Origin of the sequence: Singulisphaera acidiphila DSM 18658, assembly GCF_000242455.2 — a bacterium.
GTDB classification, from domain to species: Bacteria; Planctomycetota; Planctomycetia; order Isosphaerales; family Isosphaeraceae; genus Singulisphaera; species Singulisphaera acidiphila.
The window spans coordinates 6,587,469-6,605,367 of sequence record NC_019892.1 but is presented as its reverse complement, the minus strand read 5'-3'; the positions used below and the strand labels follow the sequence as shown (position 1 = coordinate 6,605,367).

Sequence of the window (17,899 nt, the reverse complement as noted above, 5' to 3'; positions counted from 1 at the left end):
GCTTGCCTTCGATACACTGAATTGTAAGAAGAGACCCTCGCAGCGTCTATCAGAATAGCCGCATTTTTCGCAAATTTTATTGCGAAAAACCTCTAACTCATGCCAAGGGTCCGATCCAGAGAGGCAGGAGGTGCCCGGAGGAGCACCACGAATCAGGCGGAAAGGGGAATGCACAATGGACCACCCGATCCCTAGCCACATCCAGTTGATGGAAGTGGGGAAGGCGGGAGGTCCAGTTTTGTCGACGGGCAAAAGTGGCGATGAGAGGCCGAGACAGCCTTAGAGGCCGACGCCACCCAGGTGCTTCTGCTTCTTGGGGTTGCGGACACCGTGCCGCTTCGGACGTCGCCCCTTGGCGATGGGCGAGCTATCGGCTTTCTTCCGCCACTTATAGCTTTTGCGATGCTTGGTCTTGGCTTTCATAACGCCGAACAACTCCCAAACGGATCAACGCGATTGCTTCAGATGGAGCGTATTATTGCGGTTAAGTCGACCAGAATTCAAGCGGAGTTCACGGCGGAAGTGGGAATGAACGAAAAGAAACGGGATGAACTCACGCGTTTGAGACGGATTTCACCCCTGATTTCAAGCAAGTTCGGCCCGCGTTCCACGCAGAAAAATAAAGATCAGAGAAGACCACAACCAATCGCCCGGCCGCCCCTTGACGATCAACGCCCCAAGGGATCGCGAAGGAGACCGGAGACGGCGCCTCTCAGGAAAAGATCATGGTGTGTGATCTGATTTCGGCCTGATCGCTTGGAGTGATAGAGGGCCCGGTCGGCCGCCTCCAGCAACTCCGGGCCCGTTGCCAGACCTGTCCCCGTCGTCGCGACCCCTGCGCTCACCGTCATCGGCCGTTGCGGCCAGGGGTAGTTCCTGATGATTGAGCGCAGGCGCTCCGCCAGCAAGGAAGCCGCATCGGCGGTCGTGGCCGGCAACAAGACGGCGAATTCCTCCCCGCCGTAGCGGGCGACGATGTCGTGATCGCGTGTCCCGCCCTTGAGGATGTCCGCCAGAGTCGCGAGCACAGCGTCACCAGCGGGGTGGCCGAAGGTGTCGTTGAGCGTCTTGAAATGGTCGACGTCGATCATGATCAAAGAGAGCGGATATCCGCAACGAACGGCCAGGGAGCAAGCGGTTGGCAGGGCCTCATTGAAGGAGCGACGATTCTTCAAGCCGGTGAGCCCATCGGTCGTCGCCAACTCGGCGAGTTGGAGATTCTTCCGTTCCAGCTCCTCCTGCATCGCTACGATCCGGCCGGCGATCGCCACGCGGGCCGACAACTCGGCCGGATCCGTCGGCTTGGAGAGAAAATCGTCAGCCCCAGCAGTCAGGCCGGCGAGCCTGTCTTGAAGCCCTTCGCGGGCGGTCAACAGGATGATGTAGGTATACGAGGAGTCGACCCGACTGCGGATTTTCCGGCAGAGGTCCAACCCGTCCAACCCCGGCATCATCCAGTCGGTGATCACCAGGCGATAATGCCCTTCTTGCAGCCGATCCCATGCTTCGAGACCGTCCAAGGTCATGACCACGTCATGGCCCAATCGCTCCAGGGTACGACGCAGAAAGAGCGCAGGCGTCGACTCATCATCGGCAACCAAAATCTTCATGACACTCCACGCTCCAGGCATTTTTCCAGCAGCGGGAGCAGTCGCTCCCAGTCACGACGTGCAAAAACCAGTTCCTCGCGGATTCCTGCCATCTCGCCTCGCTCACCCAACGCTTCCAGCCGCCGCCAGGATTCGGTGAATCCGTCGGCCCCCACGGTGAAAAAGGTCCCTTTCAAACCATGAGCGGCACGGGTGACACCCGCTCCATCCTCCAGACTTGCCGCCTCGACCAACCGTTCGATCGCGGCCGGGACAGTCCGTACAAAGTCCTCGAGCACTTCCCGAGCAAAATCACGATCGCCGTCACATCGCTCCAGCAGCCGATCCAAGGTGAAATCCGACGGTGTTTGAGCGCGTTCGGCTTCGCTCTCCCCATCATTGACAACCGGTGCCGTAACTCTCTTCTCAGCACAGACCCGGCGCAACTCGTCCCGCATCGTGTTGATCGTGACCGGTTTGGACAGGTAGCCGTCAAACCCGACGTCCAAGCAACGTTCGCGATCCCCTTTCATGGCATGCGCCGTGAGAGCGATGATCGGGATCCGAGAGTCCTCCCCTTGACGTGCTCGAATGGCGGCCAGCGCCGCGAACCCATCCATCACGGTCATCTGAAGATCCATCAGGATCAGGTCAAACGAATTCCGGTCCAGCGCCTCCACCGCAGCTTGCCCATTGTCGACCACCTCCACCCCATGCCCGAGGCTCCGCACCATCGCGGAGGCGACTTTTTGGTTGACGAGATGGTCTTCGGCCAGAAGCACGTTGAGCCGCCGTCCATCTGGTTCTCCGGATTCGACCGAGAGGTGGGCATCCCTTCCCTCCGCGCCATCGGCGTCAGGCGTTCCGGAAATTCCCGAGCGCTGGAGCAAATCCATCAAGGCATTATATAAGTCCGATTGCCTGACGGGTTTCGTCAAGCAAGCGCTGATGCCAAGATCATGACAAGAGAGGCCGGACTCACTCAGAGAATCGCCGGAGGTCAACATCAACATCTCGGGCTCACCCAGTCGGGGATCGCTCGTTAACCGTTCGGCAAGCTGGAAGCCATCCATTCCGGGCATCATCTGATCGAGCAGGACGACCGCGAACGGCTGACCTTGTTCGACGGCTTCCGCCAACGCCGCGATGGCCGCGAAGCCATCGTCAACGGTCACCGGCAACGCGCCCCAGTGATTGAGGACCTCCTCGAGGATGAGTCGGTTGGTCCGATTGTCATCGACCACCAGCATCCGCACGCCGTTGAGCCAAACCGGATCGGGTGAAGTCCGGCCGGGAAGCGCAATCGAGTGGGCGGGAAATCGCGCCGTGAAGCGAAAAATGCTGCCCCCCTCGGGGTTGCCATCCACCCAGATCCGGCCCCCCATCAGCGCCACCAATCGGGATGAGATGGTCAAGCCGAGGCCCGTTCCGCCGTATTTCCGGGTGGTTGAGCCGTCCACCTGCTCGAACGGATCGAAGATGGATTGTCGCTTCTCGAAGGGGACCCCGATGCCAGTGTCGGTCACGGAGAACTGCAGCGTGATCTCAACAACAGTCCGGGAGCACATCGCAACGTCGAGTACCACCTCGCCCTGTTCCGTAAACTTAACGGCGTTCCCGACGAGGTTGACGAGCACCTGGCGGAGCCGCCCCGCATCCCCCACAACAACCTGGGGAACGTCGGGGGCAATCCGGCAGGCGAGTTCCAGACCCTTGGTGTGGGCCCGCAAGGCAAGGCTACGGGCGGTGTCGGCCACCTCATCCCGCAGGTCGAACGGGATCGGGTCGAGGTGAAGCTTGCCGGCCTCGATCTTTGAGAAATCGAGGATGTCATTGATGACCGAGAGCAGCGAGTCGGCCGACGTCTTGACCAGGCCGAGGTATTCCCGTTGCTTGGCCGTCAGCGAAGTCCCGAGTGTCAGCTCCGTCATGCCAACGATCCCGTTCATGGGCGTGCGGATCTCATGGCTCATGTTGGCCAGGAACTCACTCTTGACCCGATTGGCGGTTTCCGCCTCCTCATGAGCCTGAACCAGGTCTGTCTCAGTTTGTCGCCTCTGTTTCATCTCACTGGCAACGAGCCGATGGGAAACGAGCAACAGCGACAGGCTGGCCAGGAGTCCGATCACCAGAGTCAAGCGTGCCCAACGCGCACTGATATCAGCCTGGTTTGACTCCAATTGCAGTTGTTTCTCCTGCTCGGTCCGGAGCGAGGCGGCCTCGGCACGGATCTGCCTCATGACGGTCCGCCCCCGGTCCGTCAGCACCGCTTTCAAGGCTTCCTCCAGGCCCTTCTCTCGACGCAGATCGATCGTTCCTTGCAACTCGGCAAGCCTCTCGGTAGCCATGGCTTGCAACCGACGAATGCCAACTCCCGAGCCCGACTTCGTCCCGAGGAGTTGGTCAATGCGGTCGAACTCACGGCTGAGCTTTTCCGACGCATCGTGGTACGGATCGAGGTAATAGGGGCGTCCCGTGAGCAAATACCCGCGCTGGCCCGTCTCAGCATCCTTCAACAGCGAGAAAACATGCTCAATACCCAGGAGAACTTGGTGAGCGTGATCGACCCGACTGGCGGTTTCGATCGACCCCGAAAGCGCAAGGTAGGCACACACGCTGATGGCAATCAAGACAGCTGAGGCCAAGACGAACTGCCAGGCAAGTTTGTTTTCTAACCGCCAACTCATGACCACACACCCCGAGATCGTGATGCTTCGCTCGCCCGCCTTCAATCGCAGCCGTGAGACTTTGTGAGACGAAACACCGTGCTGAGGCGATTGTCAATGAGATGAGGGCCTACACGAACGAGGCCCAACGCCCAAAGTCGTGACGTGAGACCATGAGCCGACGGCACCTGGGCAGTCAAGTGATGGTCTCAGACACCACGGCGGCTCGAGACCAGCATCTCGTCTCTTGAATAAGGCCGGCGTACGTCAATCTTCATGGATTCTCTTGTAATCTAGTACACGTTTCAGAAAGCTCGCCAAATGCTCAGCGCGCCCTGAGCAGTTCGGCCCCATCCGTGCAGGGAGAGGCTCGACCGACTGGCCAGTGCAGACGAACGAAGAGTGTGCTGGTGCAATCGATATCGTTCTTGGGCCCGAGGCAAGGTCGATGAGCGCGGCGAGCGAGCGGCAAGGTATTGGTGGGAGCGAAAGCGGAGTATTCAGCCTTTGGGGTACGGCCGTCCCGGTACGAGCCGTGGGGTGGAATCTCAAAAGACCGAGCCGGCCGTGCTCCTGCTCCGCTTGCTGCGGAGATTCAGGAACACGGCCGGCCCGGCCATATTCAGACCACGCTCAACCGTAACGTTTCTGAGATTTGTGCGGTCTTCAAGGGCCTGGGACAAGGCCTTACTCGACAAACTCAAGAACTTTAAAATGCAGGCGGAGCACCTGCGGTCCCAGGGAAGACAATCAAGGCGGAGCCCCGTCTTCGCTTAATTTCTGGCTGAGAGCGGTCCCTTGGGAGTCGCCATGCCGGTGGCGACGGTCTCTCCCGGCCGGCTCATGACCTTGAGCAAGTAGACACGGCTCGGCGGACTCACATGGCCCTGGGAATCCACGGCCTGAGCGTGGAAACGGTACACTCCGTTGGCCAGAGGCGTCCCGATCGTGACACGGTAGTTGCCGTTGGCGGGGTCAACGACCGACTGGCCGTAGACGGTGCCCTGGTCGTCGACGATCTGGATGGTCACGCCGTTGCTGTTGAAACCACCGCCGGTGCCGCCGGAGAAATTGCCCACGGAGGAACCCGCCCCGTAGGTCCCGACGAGCTGCGGTTGGCGGAGCGTAGTCTTGCCAATCCCGTCCGACACGCGAACACCGTCCTGGGTGGCGAGTTCAGGAGCGGGAGGTCGCTGGATCGGTCGGCCCACACCAAGGATCGTCTGGAGCACGAGCGAATAGTCGTTTGTCGCCAGGAAGACCGGCTGCGGACTCTGCGAATCGACCTTGGCCAGGTCATTCATGTCCTGGGTGAGGTTGGCCACCTGCTGAGCGGTCGCCCCCGTGCTCCCCACGACCCTCTGGAACGCATGGCTCAGAGTCTTGGCATCGGTGACACTCAGACTGGCGTTCGGCACGATGTCCTTGATCGTCGAGTTGAACGCCTCGACCGTCGCCGGGTTCGGCCGGTGCAACCGGCCCGCGATGGACAGGAGGTCGTCCTGGAGTTTGCGGATCGTGGCGTCGGGAAGAAAGCGGTTGGGATCCAACTGTTTCAGATAAAAGGGGAGGTGCTCGATTCGCGTTTCCTTCTGGTGGAACGTGACCGGCACTTCCTGAGCCGCTGAGACCTGAGCCGTGTTGCTTGCGCCAAAGACGCTCAGCATGGCGCGTCCTTCCAGCCCTTCGGGAGAGGGAACGAATCGGCGGCGGTCCATCGCGCGGATCTCCTTCGGGCACCGAGAGAAGGTGACATCAGACAAGGCTCGGTAAGTCGCCTGTCTGGAGCCAACGGCCGTCGAATGTCGGCAGTTCAGCGTGGAGAAGAACTCAAAGAGAATTGAGGTCCGGAGCAGCCTTGCCCCTCGACCGGCCCACGTCTTACCAGATCGTCTCAAGTCTGGCCAGCCGATTTCCGAGGCCTGGCAATCGTTTCAGCGCCACTTCGACCTCGGGATCGAGAGACAACAGACACTCGCTGTCTTCCCGCCGAGAACCCAGGAAAAACTCTCCCCCTAGGGGCGTGAGTAGCAACGGAACAGAAAACCGGCGTAAGGGTCGTCACGCTGCCAGATCATCCAAAGGCCGCCCGCGAAGGCCGGTTTCAGTTTTGCGATCGAGCCGAAAACGAAGAAGGCCGAAAGCGATTCACCCAACGCCGCCGCCAACAAACTCGGTTACCCCCCTTGACATGATTCGTCGTTTAGCTAATTATCGAATCATGAACCAGGTATTCAAAGCCCTCTCCGATCCGACCCGCCGCCGCGTGCTTCAGCTCCTGCGCAAGGGGCCGATGAGCGCGGGCGAGCTCTGCGATGAGTTCGACTTCTCCAAGTCGACGATGTCGGCGCACTTTGCGGTGCTCAAGGAGGCCGACCTGGTGCACACCGAGAAGGTCGGCAAGTCCGTCATCTATCACCTGAAGCTCTCTGTGCTCGAAGAAGCGCTGCTGGGCTTTGCCCATTCGTTCGGCATCGGCGCGAAGGCGCCGGAGCCCAAGAGGGAGACTGCAAAATGAACAAGGAGATAAAAACGGGAATGATCGGAGGCTCTCGCCTGGGCGGGCATGATGTTTGCCCTGGTGCTCGGCGCGATCTTCGCGCACAAGCTGGGCGATATCGACCGCGACACGGTCATCCGGATGGTGACCGGCCCGACCGGGCTCTGGATGGCCTGGTACGGCAACCGGATACCCAAAAACGTCATCCCGAACGCCCGGGCAGGCCAGGCCCAGCGGGTCGCAGCTTGGTCTCTGGTGCTGAGCGGGCTCGTCTATACCGGACTATGGGCGTTTGCCCCGATCCCAGTGGCCGTGACGGTCGGGACCGGCGCGGTCTTCGCAGGAGTCGCGATAACGCTCGGCTATTGCCTGTCGCTGCGGGACAAGCCGAAAGCCGTCTAATGCAGGCTTTCTTTCGAGGCTCGCCACCCACGATGGCAGTAGGTTCCGGATCCGGCAGTCAAGAGTCACCCAAGCGAGAGCTCAAATGACAATTAATCGAGCGTGCTTATGCCAGCAGACCGCTCTCTGGATCGCGGCAGTGTGGCTGGGCCCAATGAGTGTGTCGGCCGCGGCCCAGGAGAAGGCCGCTTTCCCGGTCGCCACACCCGAAAGCCAGGGCGTTTCAGCCGCGGCCGTGCGCCGAGTGGCCGGCGAGGTAAAAGAGTATGTGAAGAACGGCACGATCGTCGGCGGCGAGCTACTGATCATCAAGAACCGCAAGACCATCTTGCACGAGGTCTACGGAGAGCGCGATCGCGAAGACAAACGAGTCATGGAGCGCGACACGATCTTCAACGTCCGCTCGATGACTAAACCGCTGACGGGCGTCGCCGTGCAGATGCTGGCCGACGAGGGGAAACTGCGCCTTGACGACCCGGTGGCGAAATACCTGCCCGGATTCGACACCGACAAATCGAAGGCCATCACGATCGAGCAGCTCCTGCAACATCGGAGCGGATTGCCTCTGTCGATCATCACGGTCAAAATGGATCAGTACTCCGACCTGCAAGCCCAGGCGAAGGCCATCGGGGAAAAAGGGCCACAATTCACGCCGGGCGAGAAGTTCTGGTACTCGGACGCCGGCAGCGACGCCGCAGCGGCCGTCGTCGAACGGATCAGCGGCACAACGATTGACCGCTTCGTCGCGGAGCGGATCCTCCAGCCGCTGGGGATGGCCGATACGTTCTATCTCTCGAAGGCCGAAGACCCGCGCAAGAAGCGCGTGGCGAGCCTCTACTTCGGCAGCCCGGGAAAGTGGACGCGGTACTGGATGCCGGGCGGAGCACCCTTCTATCCGTTCGCGTGGGGCTCGCAGACGCTCTACTCCACTCCCGCCGATTATGCCCGCTTCCTCGCGCTATGGATGGACGGCGGCATCGCCAGTGGCAAACGCCTGCTCTCAAACGAGGCGATCGCCCACATCCTGACTCCCGTTTCGCCGATGAAAGCTCTCGGAAACGATGGGCCATACCCATGCGGGTTTTTCGGGATGAAGCCGCACTACGGCCAAATGTCCATGCTCTACGCACCCGGCGAAAGTCCTGCCAGGACGGAAGTGAGGGCCTTCGGCCACGACGGTTCGGATGGTACAGGCGCCTGGGCATTTCCCGAGGAGAACCTGATCGTTTGTTACTTCACGCAATCGCGGAGCCAGGTCAGCACGATCCGGTTGGAGACGACGATCCAGGATGTGCTGCTCCGGCGCGAGAGTGCCGATAATGTACCTGATGAATTGAAACCGCTGATCGGTACATATTACGCTAACTTCGGGCCATTCAAAAACACACCGTTCCAGGTGGTATTCCGCTGCGGGAAACTGGCCCTGGATATTCCCAGTCAACTGGTGTTCGAGCTGAGTGAGCCCGACAAGGAGGGGCGCAGGCAGTTTGTACTCACCAACGCGACCGCAGTCTCATTTAAGAAAGACAGCGGAGGTAAGGTCTTGGCGCTGGTCCTACACGAATCCGGAATGTCATTTGAGTTGCCGCGGGACAAACCGGTTGACGACGAACGCCCCAAGAAGTGATTATTTTCTCACGCATTATGTGAAGAAGGCGTCATCAGAGACTTACGGCAACTCTAGGGGGCGTGAATAGCAATGGAACAGGTTCTCCGGCTCGGTTCAAGGACCCACCAGATCACGACGCCGGTTCCTTGGCCAGGTATCGCAATACGGTCCGTCGGCTGACGCTCAAGGCGGTGGCGATCTCTTACAACGAGAGACCTCGGTCACGCAGCTCTCCGGCGCGATGCCACGGTGCCTTGGTCATACCTCGCTTTCGGCCCCGTATAGATGCCCCGTTTCCTCGCCTCCGCGATCCCCGCCGCTTGTTCTGCGTCCTGGAACGGCTCCAGCGCCGCGACCTGTTCGTGGCCGCCAGCCAACGCTGGGGCGACCCGTACGCCAAGCTCCTGCAAGGGCCAACCTGGGAGAAGGTCCGGTCGCGCGTCTGCCGGACGTTGGGACGGTCGCCCACCCCGGCCTCGGAGTTGGAGGGGCTCGGCATGTACCTGCTGAACTACCTGGACGACGAGGCGTATCGCCGTCGCATCCTCACCCAGCTTAACCACGGTGAAAGCCGACACACCGTGGCGCGAGCCATCTTCCACGGCCAGAGAGGCGAACTTCGGCACCGTTACCGCGAAGGCCAGGAAGACCAACTGGGGGCGTTGGGACTGGTGGTCAATAGCGGTGGTGCTCTGGAACACCCGCTATCTGGACGCCGTCTTGGCCAAGGTTCGCACCACGGACGTGGTGGTGAAGCCGGAAGACGTCCAACGGCTCTCGCCGCTGTTGCTCGACCACGTCAACGTGCTCGGCCGATACGAGTTCGCCCTAACAAAATCGATCCGGCAGGGGCGATTGCGACCGCTTCGCGAACCCAAAGGAGATGGATGACTTGGCGGCATGATCGCCCTTACACCGGTTTTCTGTTCCATTGCTACTCACACCCGCCCTACTCACCGCGCGGAGTTCCCACGACTTTCGGCTTCGAACAGCCGTTCGAGCAGGACAGGGTTGACCACCCCTTTGAAACGAACTTTGCCGTCGACCTCCACTACGGGAACGTCCGTGTTGAATCGCTCTCGCAAGATCGGATCGCCGTCGATGTCGATCTCCTCCATGGAAAAGCGAAGTCGACGCTGGTAGTCCTTCAACAGGTCGAGCGCTTTATGGCAGCAGCCACATTGCTCGCGCGTGTAGACCTTGATCCGGAGATGGGCGACGTCGGCCTTGAATCGGGACGGCCACAAGCGAGCGAGGAGAGAAATCATCGGAAACAGGACCTCACCTTGCCGGACCTCAAATGGGATGACTCGACGTGGGGCAGGACCGGAGCAGCCTCAACTCACCCGTCGACGAACGGGCGAATGGCGACCAGGTTGTCGAAGAACGTCGCTCCTCCGCCCATATCGGCAAGCGCGGTGGACGTGGTGCTGTTGACGTTGGTCCGTCCTGGACTGAGCTTGTTCCAGTGAATTCCGGTGGCGACGGCCACTCCGGGACGAACTTTCCCCGTGAGAGCCACGCGCGAGCGGAACTGGCCGCGATCATTATAAACCTCGACCCACTGGCCCTCGACCAGACCCAGGCTCTCGGCGTCAGCCAATGACAATTCGATGGTCGGCTCGCCCGCCAACGCGCGATGACGCGGATCGTTCGCGAAAGTCGAATTCAGAAACTGCGGTCGAGGCGGGCTCAGGAGTTGAAACGGGTAGCGGGCGGCAAGCGCAGGGCGCGTTTGCGGATCTTCGTGGGGCGGGAGATACGTGGGCAAAGGATCAAATCCGTCGCGTTTCATCCGCTCGGAATAGAACTCGCACTTGCCCGACGGGGTCGGAAACCGTCCGTCGGCAAAGGGGAGGTGGTGTTCGGGCAGGTTCAGCCGGATCGATCCTTCAACCTCGAGCCGTTCGAGCGTAATCCCTTGCAGCGAAGGCCCCCCATCGAGCGCTTGCCGCATCAACGTCTCATCGTCGGGGAACTGCTCGGCCGGAAATTCCAGACGGGCCGCGAGCGCCCGGAAGACGTCGTTGTTGGATCGGCATTCTCCGCGAGGAGCGATCGCAGGCGGATTTAACATCACGAAATGATGACCATAGGAACCGTGAAGATCGACGTGCTCGAGTTGGGTCGTCGCAGGCAGGACGATGTCGGCGTAGTCGACCGTGTCGGTCGGGAACTGTTCGTGGACGACGGTGAACAGGTCGTCGCGAAGTAGGCCTTTCGCCACCCGCGCCTGGTTCGGAGCAACCGCCGCTGGGTTGCAATTATAAACATAGAGAGCCCGAACCGGGGGCCCGGGGAGTTCGCCGGCCAAGGCCTCGGCCAGTTGATTCATATTGATGATTCGCGTGCCCGATGGCGAGAGATCAGGGCGGGTCAACCGATTCGCGTCGAAGTCGTAGGCGCCGCTGGTGGAAAGGATCGTCCCGCCCCCGGGATGCCGCCACGAGCCGATCAGGGCGGGCAGACAGGCGATCGTCCGCACGGCCATCCCGCCGCCGCCGTGGCGCTGGAGGCCGTAATTCAGGCGGATCAACGACGGTTGCTCGCGTGCGAGACGATGCGCCAAGCTCTCAAGCGTCGAACGCTCCACCCCGGTGATCGCCGCCACACGCTCGGGATCATATTCGGTCAGGACCCGCGTTCGGAGTTCGCCCGCCCCCACGGTTCCGCGCTCGAGAAAGTCGTCGTCCTGAAGGCCGTCGCGCCAGATCACATGCATGATCCCCAGCGCCAGCGCGGCATCGGTCCCAGGCCGTGGCTGAATGTGCCAGTCGGACCGCTCCGCCGTCGGACTGCGATAGGGGTCGACGGTCACGATCGTCGCCCCCTTCTGCCGCGCCTGGATCATCAGGCTCCAGAGGTGACTGTTGGTATTGGCCGTATTCGAGCCCCAGTTGACGATGAAGCGGCAGTCGGGCACCGCCATGGGATCGGCTCCCAGCCGTCCTTGACCCAGGGTGTACTCATACCCCTTCGTGCCCGCCGTCGAGCAGATCGTGCGATCGAGGATCGTGGCCCCAAGCTTGTGGAAGAACCGACGGTCGAGGCTGCTCGCCTGGAGCTTTCCCATCGTGCCGTAGAAGCTGTAAGGCAAGATCGCCTGCGGCCCGTCAGCCGAGCGCGCGATCTCGGCGAAACGGCCGGCGATCTCGCCAAGAGCGTCCTCCCAACTGATCCGCTCGAATTGTCCTTCCCCTTTTGGCCCGACTCTGCGCAACGGGTGGAGGAGCCGTTCCGGGCTGTACACCCGGTCGAGATACCGGGCCATCTTCTGGCAGAGAAATCCTCGCGTGAACGGATGCTCCGAATCACCGCGCAGGTCGACGGCGACACCCCCATCCACCGTGACAAGCATGCTGCACGTATCGGGGCAGTCGAGATGGCAGACACTCTTGGTTACGGTGCGGGCCGCGGTCGTCATCAGCGAGGAACTCCGGCGGATCAGCCGTCGAACGATTTCGATCGTAATACCAGTGTACGCGAGCGGTCGCAGGGTCGAAAAGAACCGCGACGGTTCGCGCTCGGCAACGCCATTCGGGGGAATCCGCAAGCCGCTTGACAAAGCCGTAACGGCATGCGACGTTCGATACTGCTCAGACCTGCCACGCTGCTGACGACCCGCCTACTGGGGACACACCCAGCCCTGCCCGAGTTCGCCGGTTTGCGCCCGGATCGAAGGAGACCCTCCCCAATGGTTCGCAAACCTATCGGCCTTGCTACCTTGATTGGTTTGACCCTGAGCGTACCAACCTGGGCCGCCCCCCCTGAAATCAAAGGGACAACCCCCTTTGGCGTTCAGAAAGGCATGGTCACCGAGGTTACGATCACAGGGGCAAACCTGGCAAGCAATCCCGAGTTGGTCGCTCCGTTCCCCGTCGTGATCGCCCCGTCCGAGGGCTCGGATGCAGCCAACTGGAAGCTGAAAATCACGGTGCCTCCCGAGACTCCCCTCGGCACTTACCCCATCCGGGTTCGCACGGATGATGGCCTCTCCAACTCGTTTCTCTTCTCGGTCGGCCAGCTTCTGCAAGTGGCCGAGAAAGAAGACAATAACACGTTGGCCACCGCACAGGTGATCGCGACTCCCGTGGTCGTCGAAGGCCAGGTGGCGGGGAATGATGTCGACTTCTACCGATTCCCGGGCAAGAAGGGGCAGCAGATTGTTGTCGATGCCCAATGCTCACGAATCGGGTCGGGCGTCGATCCATCGATCCGCCTGACGACCGCCGCCGGCAAATACGTAGCCTCGGCCGATGACTCCCCCGGCCTGGTCACCGATGCCCGAATGGTGGTGACCCTTCCCGAAGACACCGACTATGTGGTCGAGTTCTCCGACTCCCGCTATCAAGGGGGAGGACGGCCCGTCTATCGACTCATCATCGGCTCCGTGCCCATGGCCGAGGAGATCTACCCGCTCGGAGGCAGGAACGGAGAAACGGTCGGCTTCGAACTCCGTGGAGGGACCCTGCCCGGCCTCCGCGTCGTCGGTGCCACGGTCAATCGACAGCCTGACGGCGAGGTTTTCCAAATCCGAGCGGCCGGCGTCGGTGCTCCCGGCGAGGCGGGACTCGAGGTCGAATCACTCCCCCCGATGGATGTCAGTCCGTTTCCGGAGTTGCGTGAGCCGACCGACGCGACCCCGACCTCACCCCCGCTTCGTGCGACCGCCCCGGTTGTCCTCAACGGCCGGATCGACCCGGCTGGCGACGTGGACCGCTTCAGCCTGGCCGTCACCCCCGGACAGGTTCTCAAGATCGAGGTGGACGCGGCCGAGAACGGCTCGGCTCTCGACGGTGTGCTCCAAGTGCTCGGCGCCAAGGACGCGGTCCTGGCCACCGCAGACGACACGACGATCCCGCCCGAGGGGGGGAAGAAGGGGAAGGCAGCCGGGATCATCACACCCGATCCTTCCTTGAACTTCACCGTCCCGGCGAACACGACCGAGATCACGGTGGCGCTGCGGGACTTGCAGTCTCGAGGAGGCGTGGGATTCCCCTATCGGATCACGGTGGATCTCGTCACCCCGACCTTCGAGATCGCGTTGAATGATGCTCAGATCAGCATTCCCAAGGGGAGCTCGACACTCGCCGGAGTGACCATCAAGCGGCTGGGATACACCGGGCCGATCACCCTGAGCATCGCCAATCCTCCCGCGGGCCTGACCGTGCGACCCGGGACGGTGGCCGACGGTCAAGTGGTCGGAACATTCTCGGTCTCAGCCAGCGCAGACGCCTCCTTCGGCGCGGTTTCACTCAACGTCGTCGGACAGGGACAAGGACCAGCCGGCCCGATCGTGGTCACGGCGAAAAAGGATATCCTCTTCGCACAACAAGGGACCTTGCCCACCTACGTCGTTACCCAGGTCGGACTGGCCGGGGCCCCTGCGTTGCCGAAGGCTCTCACACTCGATGCCCCTGCCGAACCGATCGAGGTGGTCCACGGGTACGGAGCGGCGGCACCGATCAAGTTGACGCGAACGAATGGGGCCGACGCGGAGTTGGCGGTCACTCCCCTCCCCTTGCCCCCTGGTCTCGCCGTTCCGGCCGCGAAGATCGCCGCCAAGGCCAATGACGGAAGCGTGCCCTTCAATGCTGCCGTGGAAACACCGCTGGGAGCGATGACGATCGGCTTGATCGCCAAGGGGACAGTTGACAAGGTCGAGCAGACCTTCTCCATTCCGGCCATCACCCTGAATGTGGTCCGCCCTGCCGCCCTGGAGTTGGCCGCCCCGGCGCTCGAAGTCAAGGCTGGAGCAACCTTCGAGTTGAAGGGCAAGGTCGTTCGCAAGGAGCCGTTCAAGGAACCGGTGACGGTGAAGGTCAACGGCTTACCCGCCGGCTTGAAGGCCGAACCGGTGACACTGGCACCCGACCAGTCGGACTTCACCATCCCGGTGATTGCCGATGAGACGGCGGCCGTGGCTCAGGCGACAGCCAACGTCACGATCGCGTTTCAGATCAACAAGAAAGACTACCCGATACCGGCTGCCCCGCTTGCCGTGAAAGTGATCGCGAAGTAATCCGACCGCTCGTGCCTTGGAATTGATCCCGCCCCCTTTTCCCCTGATCCGTGCTGCCATAGGAGCCTCGCGATGCCTCGACTTCGCCCAACCGGCCTCTCCTTCGCCCTGGGGCTCGCGCTGACCCTTCCGACGTTCGGGGATGATGCTCCGAAAGCGGCTGCGCCCGCAGAACCGGCTCCGGCCGCCCCTGCAGCGGGACCGGTCAGCTTCTTGAAGGACGTTGCACCGATCTTCGTCCAGAATTGCATCGCCTGCCACAACCCGAAAAAGTCGGAGAGCAAATACGTGATGACCACGTTCGCCCAGTTGGCCAAAGGAGGCCAGCAGGGGGACGGGATCACACTCGAGCCCGGCGATCCGGACGCGAGCTTCCTGGTCGAGCTGATCCGCCCCGACGGCTCACCCCGGATGCCCTACAAACAAGACCCGTTGCCCGCAGACAAGGTTGCGCTGATTGAGCGATGGGTCAAGGAGGGGGGCAAGTACGACGGCGGAGCACCGACGGAAGATTGGACCGCCGTGCTTCGCAAGAACACACCGATCGTGATCCCGGAGGCGTACCCTGTCCCCGTCGCGATCACGGCCCTTGCGTTCAGCCCCGACAACACGGTGATTGCAGCGTCAGGTTATCATGAGCTCACGCTCTGGAAGACGGCTGACGGAGCCCTCGACCGCCGCCTCAACGGCTTGGCCGAACGCGTCTACGAGGTGGCCTTCAGCCCCGACGGCAAGTGGATGGCGACGGCCAGCGGCGACCCGGGCCAGTTCGGCTCGGTCAAGCTCTGGCTGGCGGAACCAACCGGTGGGGGTAAACCCGTCCGCGACCTCCTCGAGAGCATCGATTGCGTCTTCGCGGTCGCCTTCAGCCCCGATAGCAAGCTCCTCGCCGCCGCCGGCGCTGATCGCGCCATCCGGATCTGGGAAGTGGAATCGGGCAAGGAACTCGCGGTGATCGAAGACCATGCCGACTGGATCCTCGACATCGCCTTTAGCCCCGACGGCAAGCGGCTCGTCAGCGCCAGCCGTGACAAGACGAGCAAGGTCTTCGACGTCGCCAAGAAGGAGTCGCTCGTCACCTTCCCCGGCCACGGCCAGACCGTCTACACGGTCGCCTTCCATCCCGATGGCAAGAACGTGTTCAGCGGCGGTGAAGACAACCTGATCCGGATCTGGGGCCCGGACAACGACGGTAAGCAGGTCGGCCAGATCGGCGGATTCGGCGGCCCTGTGTTCCGGCTTCAGTTCACGCCTGACGGCAAGGAAATCCTTGCCTGCGGCTCCGACAAGACGGTTCGCGTCTTCAACGCGGAGAGTAAGGCCGCCGTTCGCGCACTCGCCGGGCATACCGACTGGGTCTACAGCTTCGCCATCTCGCCCGACGGCAAGACCGTCGCGTCGGGAAGCTGGGATGGCGAAGTCCGGCTCTGGAACCTGGCCGACGGCAAGCTCGAAAAGACCATCCTCGCCGCCCCGGGTTACAAGCCGGCCGCCAATGTCCAGGCAGCCGCCAAGTAAGTCTGGGAAAATGAACCAAGGGCCAGGGTGGCGGCTTTCCGCCACCCTGGCCCCGTTGATTCCGGCAGTTTTCGTTGGCCGATTCCGGGTCCAACGTAATCAGGCAAACGCCTCCGCGATCGGTTCGGCTCCCTCGACCAGAGCCAACGACTCGCCTTGCCCCAGGTCGAGAGAGCGACTGGGGTCAATTCCAAGACTCCGGTACATGGTCGCAACCAACTCCCCCGGTTGGACCGGTCGGTCGGCTGGGCTTGAGGCAATCCGATCGCTTGCCCCGATCACTTGCCCCCCCTGAGTCCCTCCTCCGGCAAGGACAGCGCTCCAGACGCCCGGCCAGTGGTCGCGACCTCCCACGGCATTGAGCCGAGGGGTCCGGCCGAACTCCCCGGTCGCAACCACCAGCGTCGTCTCGAGCAATCCGCGCTGCTGGAGGTCGTCGAGTAACGCTGAGAACGCCTGGTCCAGGGTCGGCAAGACCTCGGCCGCGTAGTCGTCCAGCGTGCTGAACGGCTTCGTCCCGTGGCAATCCCAGCTCACCCGGTTGAACACGGTTTCAAACATATTCACCGCAACCACCCGAACCCCTGACTCCACCAGACGTCTGGCCAGCAAACATCCTTGCCCAAATCGGGTCGAGCCGTAGGATTCGCGAACCGAGGCGTGTTCTCCGGTCAGGTCAAACGCCCCGCCCCCAGTTGAGGAGGCACGGTCCGCCCGCAGGTGGATCGGCTCGAAGGCGCGACCGAGGTCGCCGGCGGTCTGGCCGTGAGAAACGTTGACGCCCGTATGGCCAATCGGGGCGGGTACGACCACAAACGAGGGCACGCCGCTCTTGGGTGTCGTCAGCCGAGACACGACCGAGCCAACATGCGGATGCTCCTCCCCATGACGGCAGAGCCGGCCGGTCTGGATCAACTGGTGGCCGGTCTCATGGATCGGCGCGGCGTCGTGATGCATGGAGCGAATGAGTGTCAGCCGATCCATCCTTCGGGCCAGCCGGGGCAAATGTTCATTGATCCGGACACCCGGCACGGCGGTGGCAATCGAATCGAACGGGCCGCGCACCTCGACCGGCGCCTCGGGCTTGGGATCCCAGGTCTCCAACTGGCTCGGCCCGCCGACCAGCATCAACAGGATCAGAGCCCTGTCCCCCCCTGCCCCCGAGGTCATTGCCCGACTCAGGTCGGGACAGGATAACGCCAATGCGCCGCCCCCCCCGGCCCGCAGCAACTCGCGGCGGGTCAGACCGGAACCTGTCCTGATTGGCCTATTTCCAAACGTGAGCATAGCATCCGCCCTTATTGCTCTCGAGAACCGAACCGGCGGTGGATCGTCAAGCGACGCGTCATAAGATACACCCGCGGTTGGGTCCGTAACAGCCATGAGAGCCGATCATTGGCCACCGACAGCGGATCGGATTATCGGGGTTGTCGGGGTAATGACGAATTTGCGTCGACTGGGCAATTCCGGCAACCTAGAGTAGATAGTGTTTCCAAAAATGTCGATATGGAGGAAGGATCGACCGCAGCGGAGCTTGCGATCCCCCGCGCTGGGACTGATACCCGGCGGATGCAACGGGTCAGAGCCAAGGAG

12 protein-coding genes and 1 pseudogene are annotated in these 17,899 nt (G+C 62.0%); 6 read left to right on the top strand and 7 right to left on the bottom strand.

All coding sequences use genetic code 11. The features are described from left to right. Positions 1-279 precede the first annotated feature (279 nt). From SINAC_RS40690 to SINAC_RS25920, 4 genes are all read right to left on the bottom strand, one after another. Positions 280-423, bottom strand: a complete 144-nt coding sequence (locus SINAC_RS40690; protein ID WP_015248535.1) for a hypothetical protein — start codon at positions 421-423, stop codon at positions 280-282. A 245-nt stretch (positions 424-668) separates the two neighbouring features. Further along, entirely contained in the window at positions 669-1,610 is a 942-nt protein-coding gene (locus SINAC_RS25935) for a GGDEF domain-containing protein (RefSeq protein WP_015248534.1), read from the bottom strand. Continuing rightward, positions 1,607-4,276 carry a response regulator gene (locus SINAC_RS25930; RefSeq protein ID WP_015248533.1) on the bottom strand — a complete coding sequence of 890 codons (2,670 nt, stop codon included), beginning with the start codon at positions 4,274-4,276 and terminating at the stop codon, positions 1,607-1,609. The genes SINAC_RS25935 and SINAC_RS25930 overlap by 4 nt, the downstream gene beginning before the upstream one ends. Positions 4,277-5,028: 752 nt before the next feature. Continuing rightward, positions 5,029-5,973, bottom strand: a complete 945-nt coding sequence (locus tag SINAC_RS25920; protein ID WP_015248532.1) for an Ig-like domain-containing protein — start codon at positions 5,971-5,973, stop codon at positions 5,029-5,031. Positions 5,974-6,476: 503 nt separating this feature from the next. Between SINAC_RS25920 and SINAC_RS25915 the strand changes: the two genes are divergently transcribed. The 4 genes and pseudogenes from SINAC_RS25915 to SINAC_RS39145 form a co-directional block, all read left to right on the top strand. Beyond that, positions 6,477-6,773 (top strand): autorepressor SdpR family transcription factor, encoded by a 297-nt coding sequence (locus SINAC_RS25915; RefSeq protein WP_015248531.1) that lies wholly within the window; start codon positions 6,477-6,479, stop codon positions 6,771-6,773. A 48-nt stretch (positions 6,774-6,821) separates the two neighbouring features. Continuing rightward, positions 6,822-7,157, top strand: a complete 336-nt coding sequence (locus SINAC_RS25910) for an ammonium transporter (protein ID WP_237722755.1) — start codon at positions 6,822-6,824, stop codon at positions 7,155-7,157. Positions 7,158-7,242: 85 nt separating this feature from the next. Continuing rightward, on the top strand, positions 7,243-8,784 hold the full coding sequence (locus SINAC_RS25905; RefSeq protein WP_015248529.1) for a serine hydrolase domain-containing protein: 1,542 nt from the start codon (positions 7,243-7,245) through the stop codon (positions 8,782-8,784). 479 nt (positions 8,785-9,263) lie between these two features. After that, positions 9,264-9,657, top strand: a pseudogene (locus SINAC_RS39145) (Tn3 family transposase); the annotation flags it as partial. 62 nt (positions 9,658-9,719) lie between these two features. Here the strand turns inward: SINAC_RS39145 and SINAC_RS25895 are convergent. After that, complete coding sequence (locus SINAC_RS25895; RefSeq protein ID WP_015248528.1) at positions 9,720-10,034, bottom strand: glutaredoxin family protein; 315 nt, start codon at positions 10,032-10,034, stop codon at positions 9,720-9,722. 74 nt (positions 10,035-10,108) lie between these two features. Continuing rightward, the gene (locus tag SINAC_RS25890; protein ID WP_015248527.1) at positions 10,109-12,190 is read right to left on the bottom strand and encodes a molybdopterin-containing oxidoreductase family protein; all 2,082 of its coding nucleotides are present in this window, start codon (positions 12,188-12,190) and stop codon (positions 10,109-10,111) included. Between the two features lie 270 nt (positions 12,191-12,460). Between SINAC_RS25890 and SINAC_RS25885 the strand changes: the two genes are divergently transcribed. Continuing rightward, positions 12,461-14,788 (top strand): hypothetical protein, encoded by a 2,328-nt coding sequence (locus tag SINAC_RS25885; RefSeq protein WP_015248526.1) that lies wholly within the window; start codon positions 12,461-12,463, stop codon positions 14,786-14,788. Positions 14,789-14,860: 72 nt separating this feature from the next. Next, positions 14,861-16,306: a c-type cytochrome domain-containing protein gene (locus SINAC_RS25880; protein WP_015248525.1), complete on the top strand. Its 1,446-nt coding sequence runs from the start codon at positions 14,861-14,863 to the stop codon at positions 16,304-16,306. 99 nt (positions 16,307-16,405) lie between these two features. Here the strand turns inward: SINAC_RS25880 and SINAC_RS25875 are convergent, their stop codons facing one another. Further along, positions 16,406-17,593, bottom strand: a complete 1,188-nt coding sequence (locus SINAC_RS25875) for a DUF1501 domain-containing protein (RefSeq protein WP_015248524.1) — start codon at positions 17,591-17,593, stop codon at positions 16,406-16,408. Positions 17,594-17,899 lie beyond the last annotated feature (306 nt).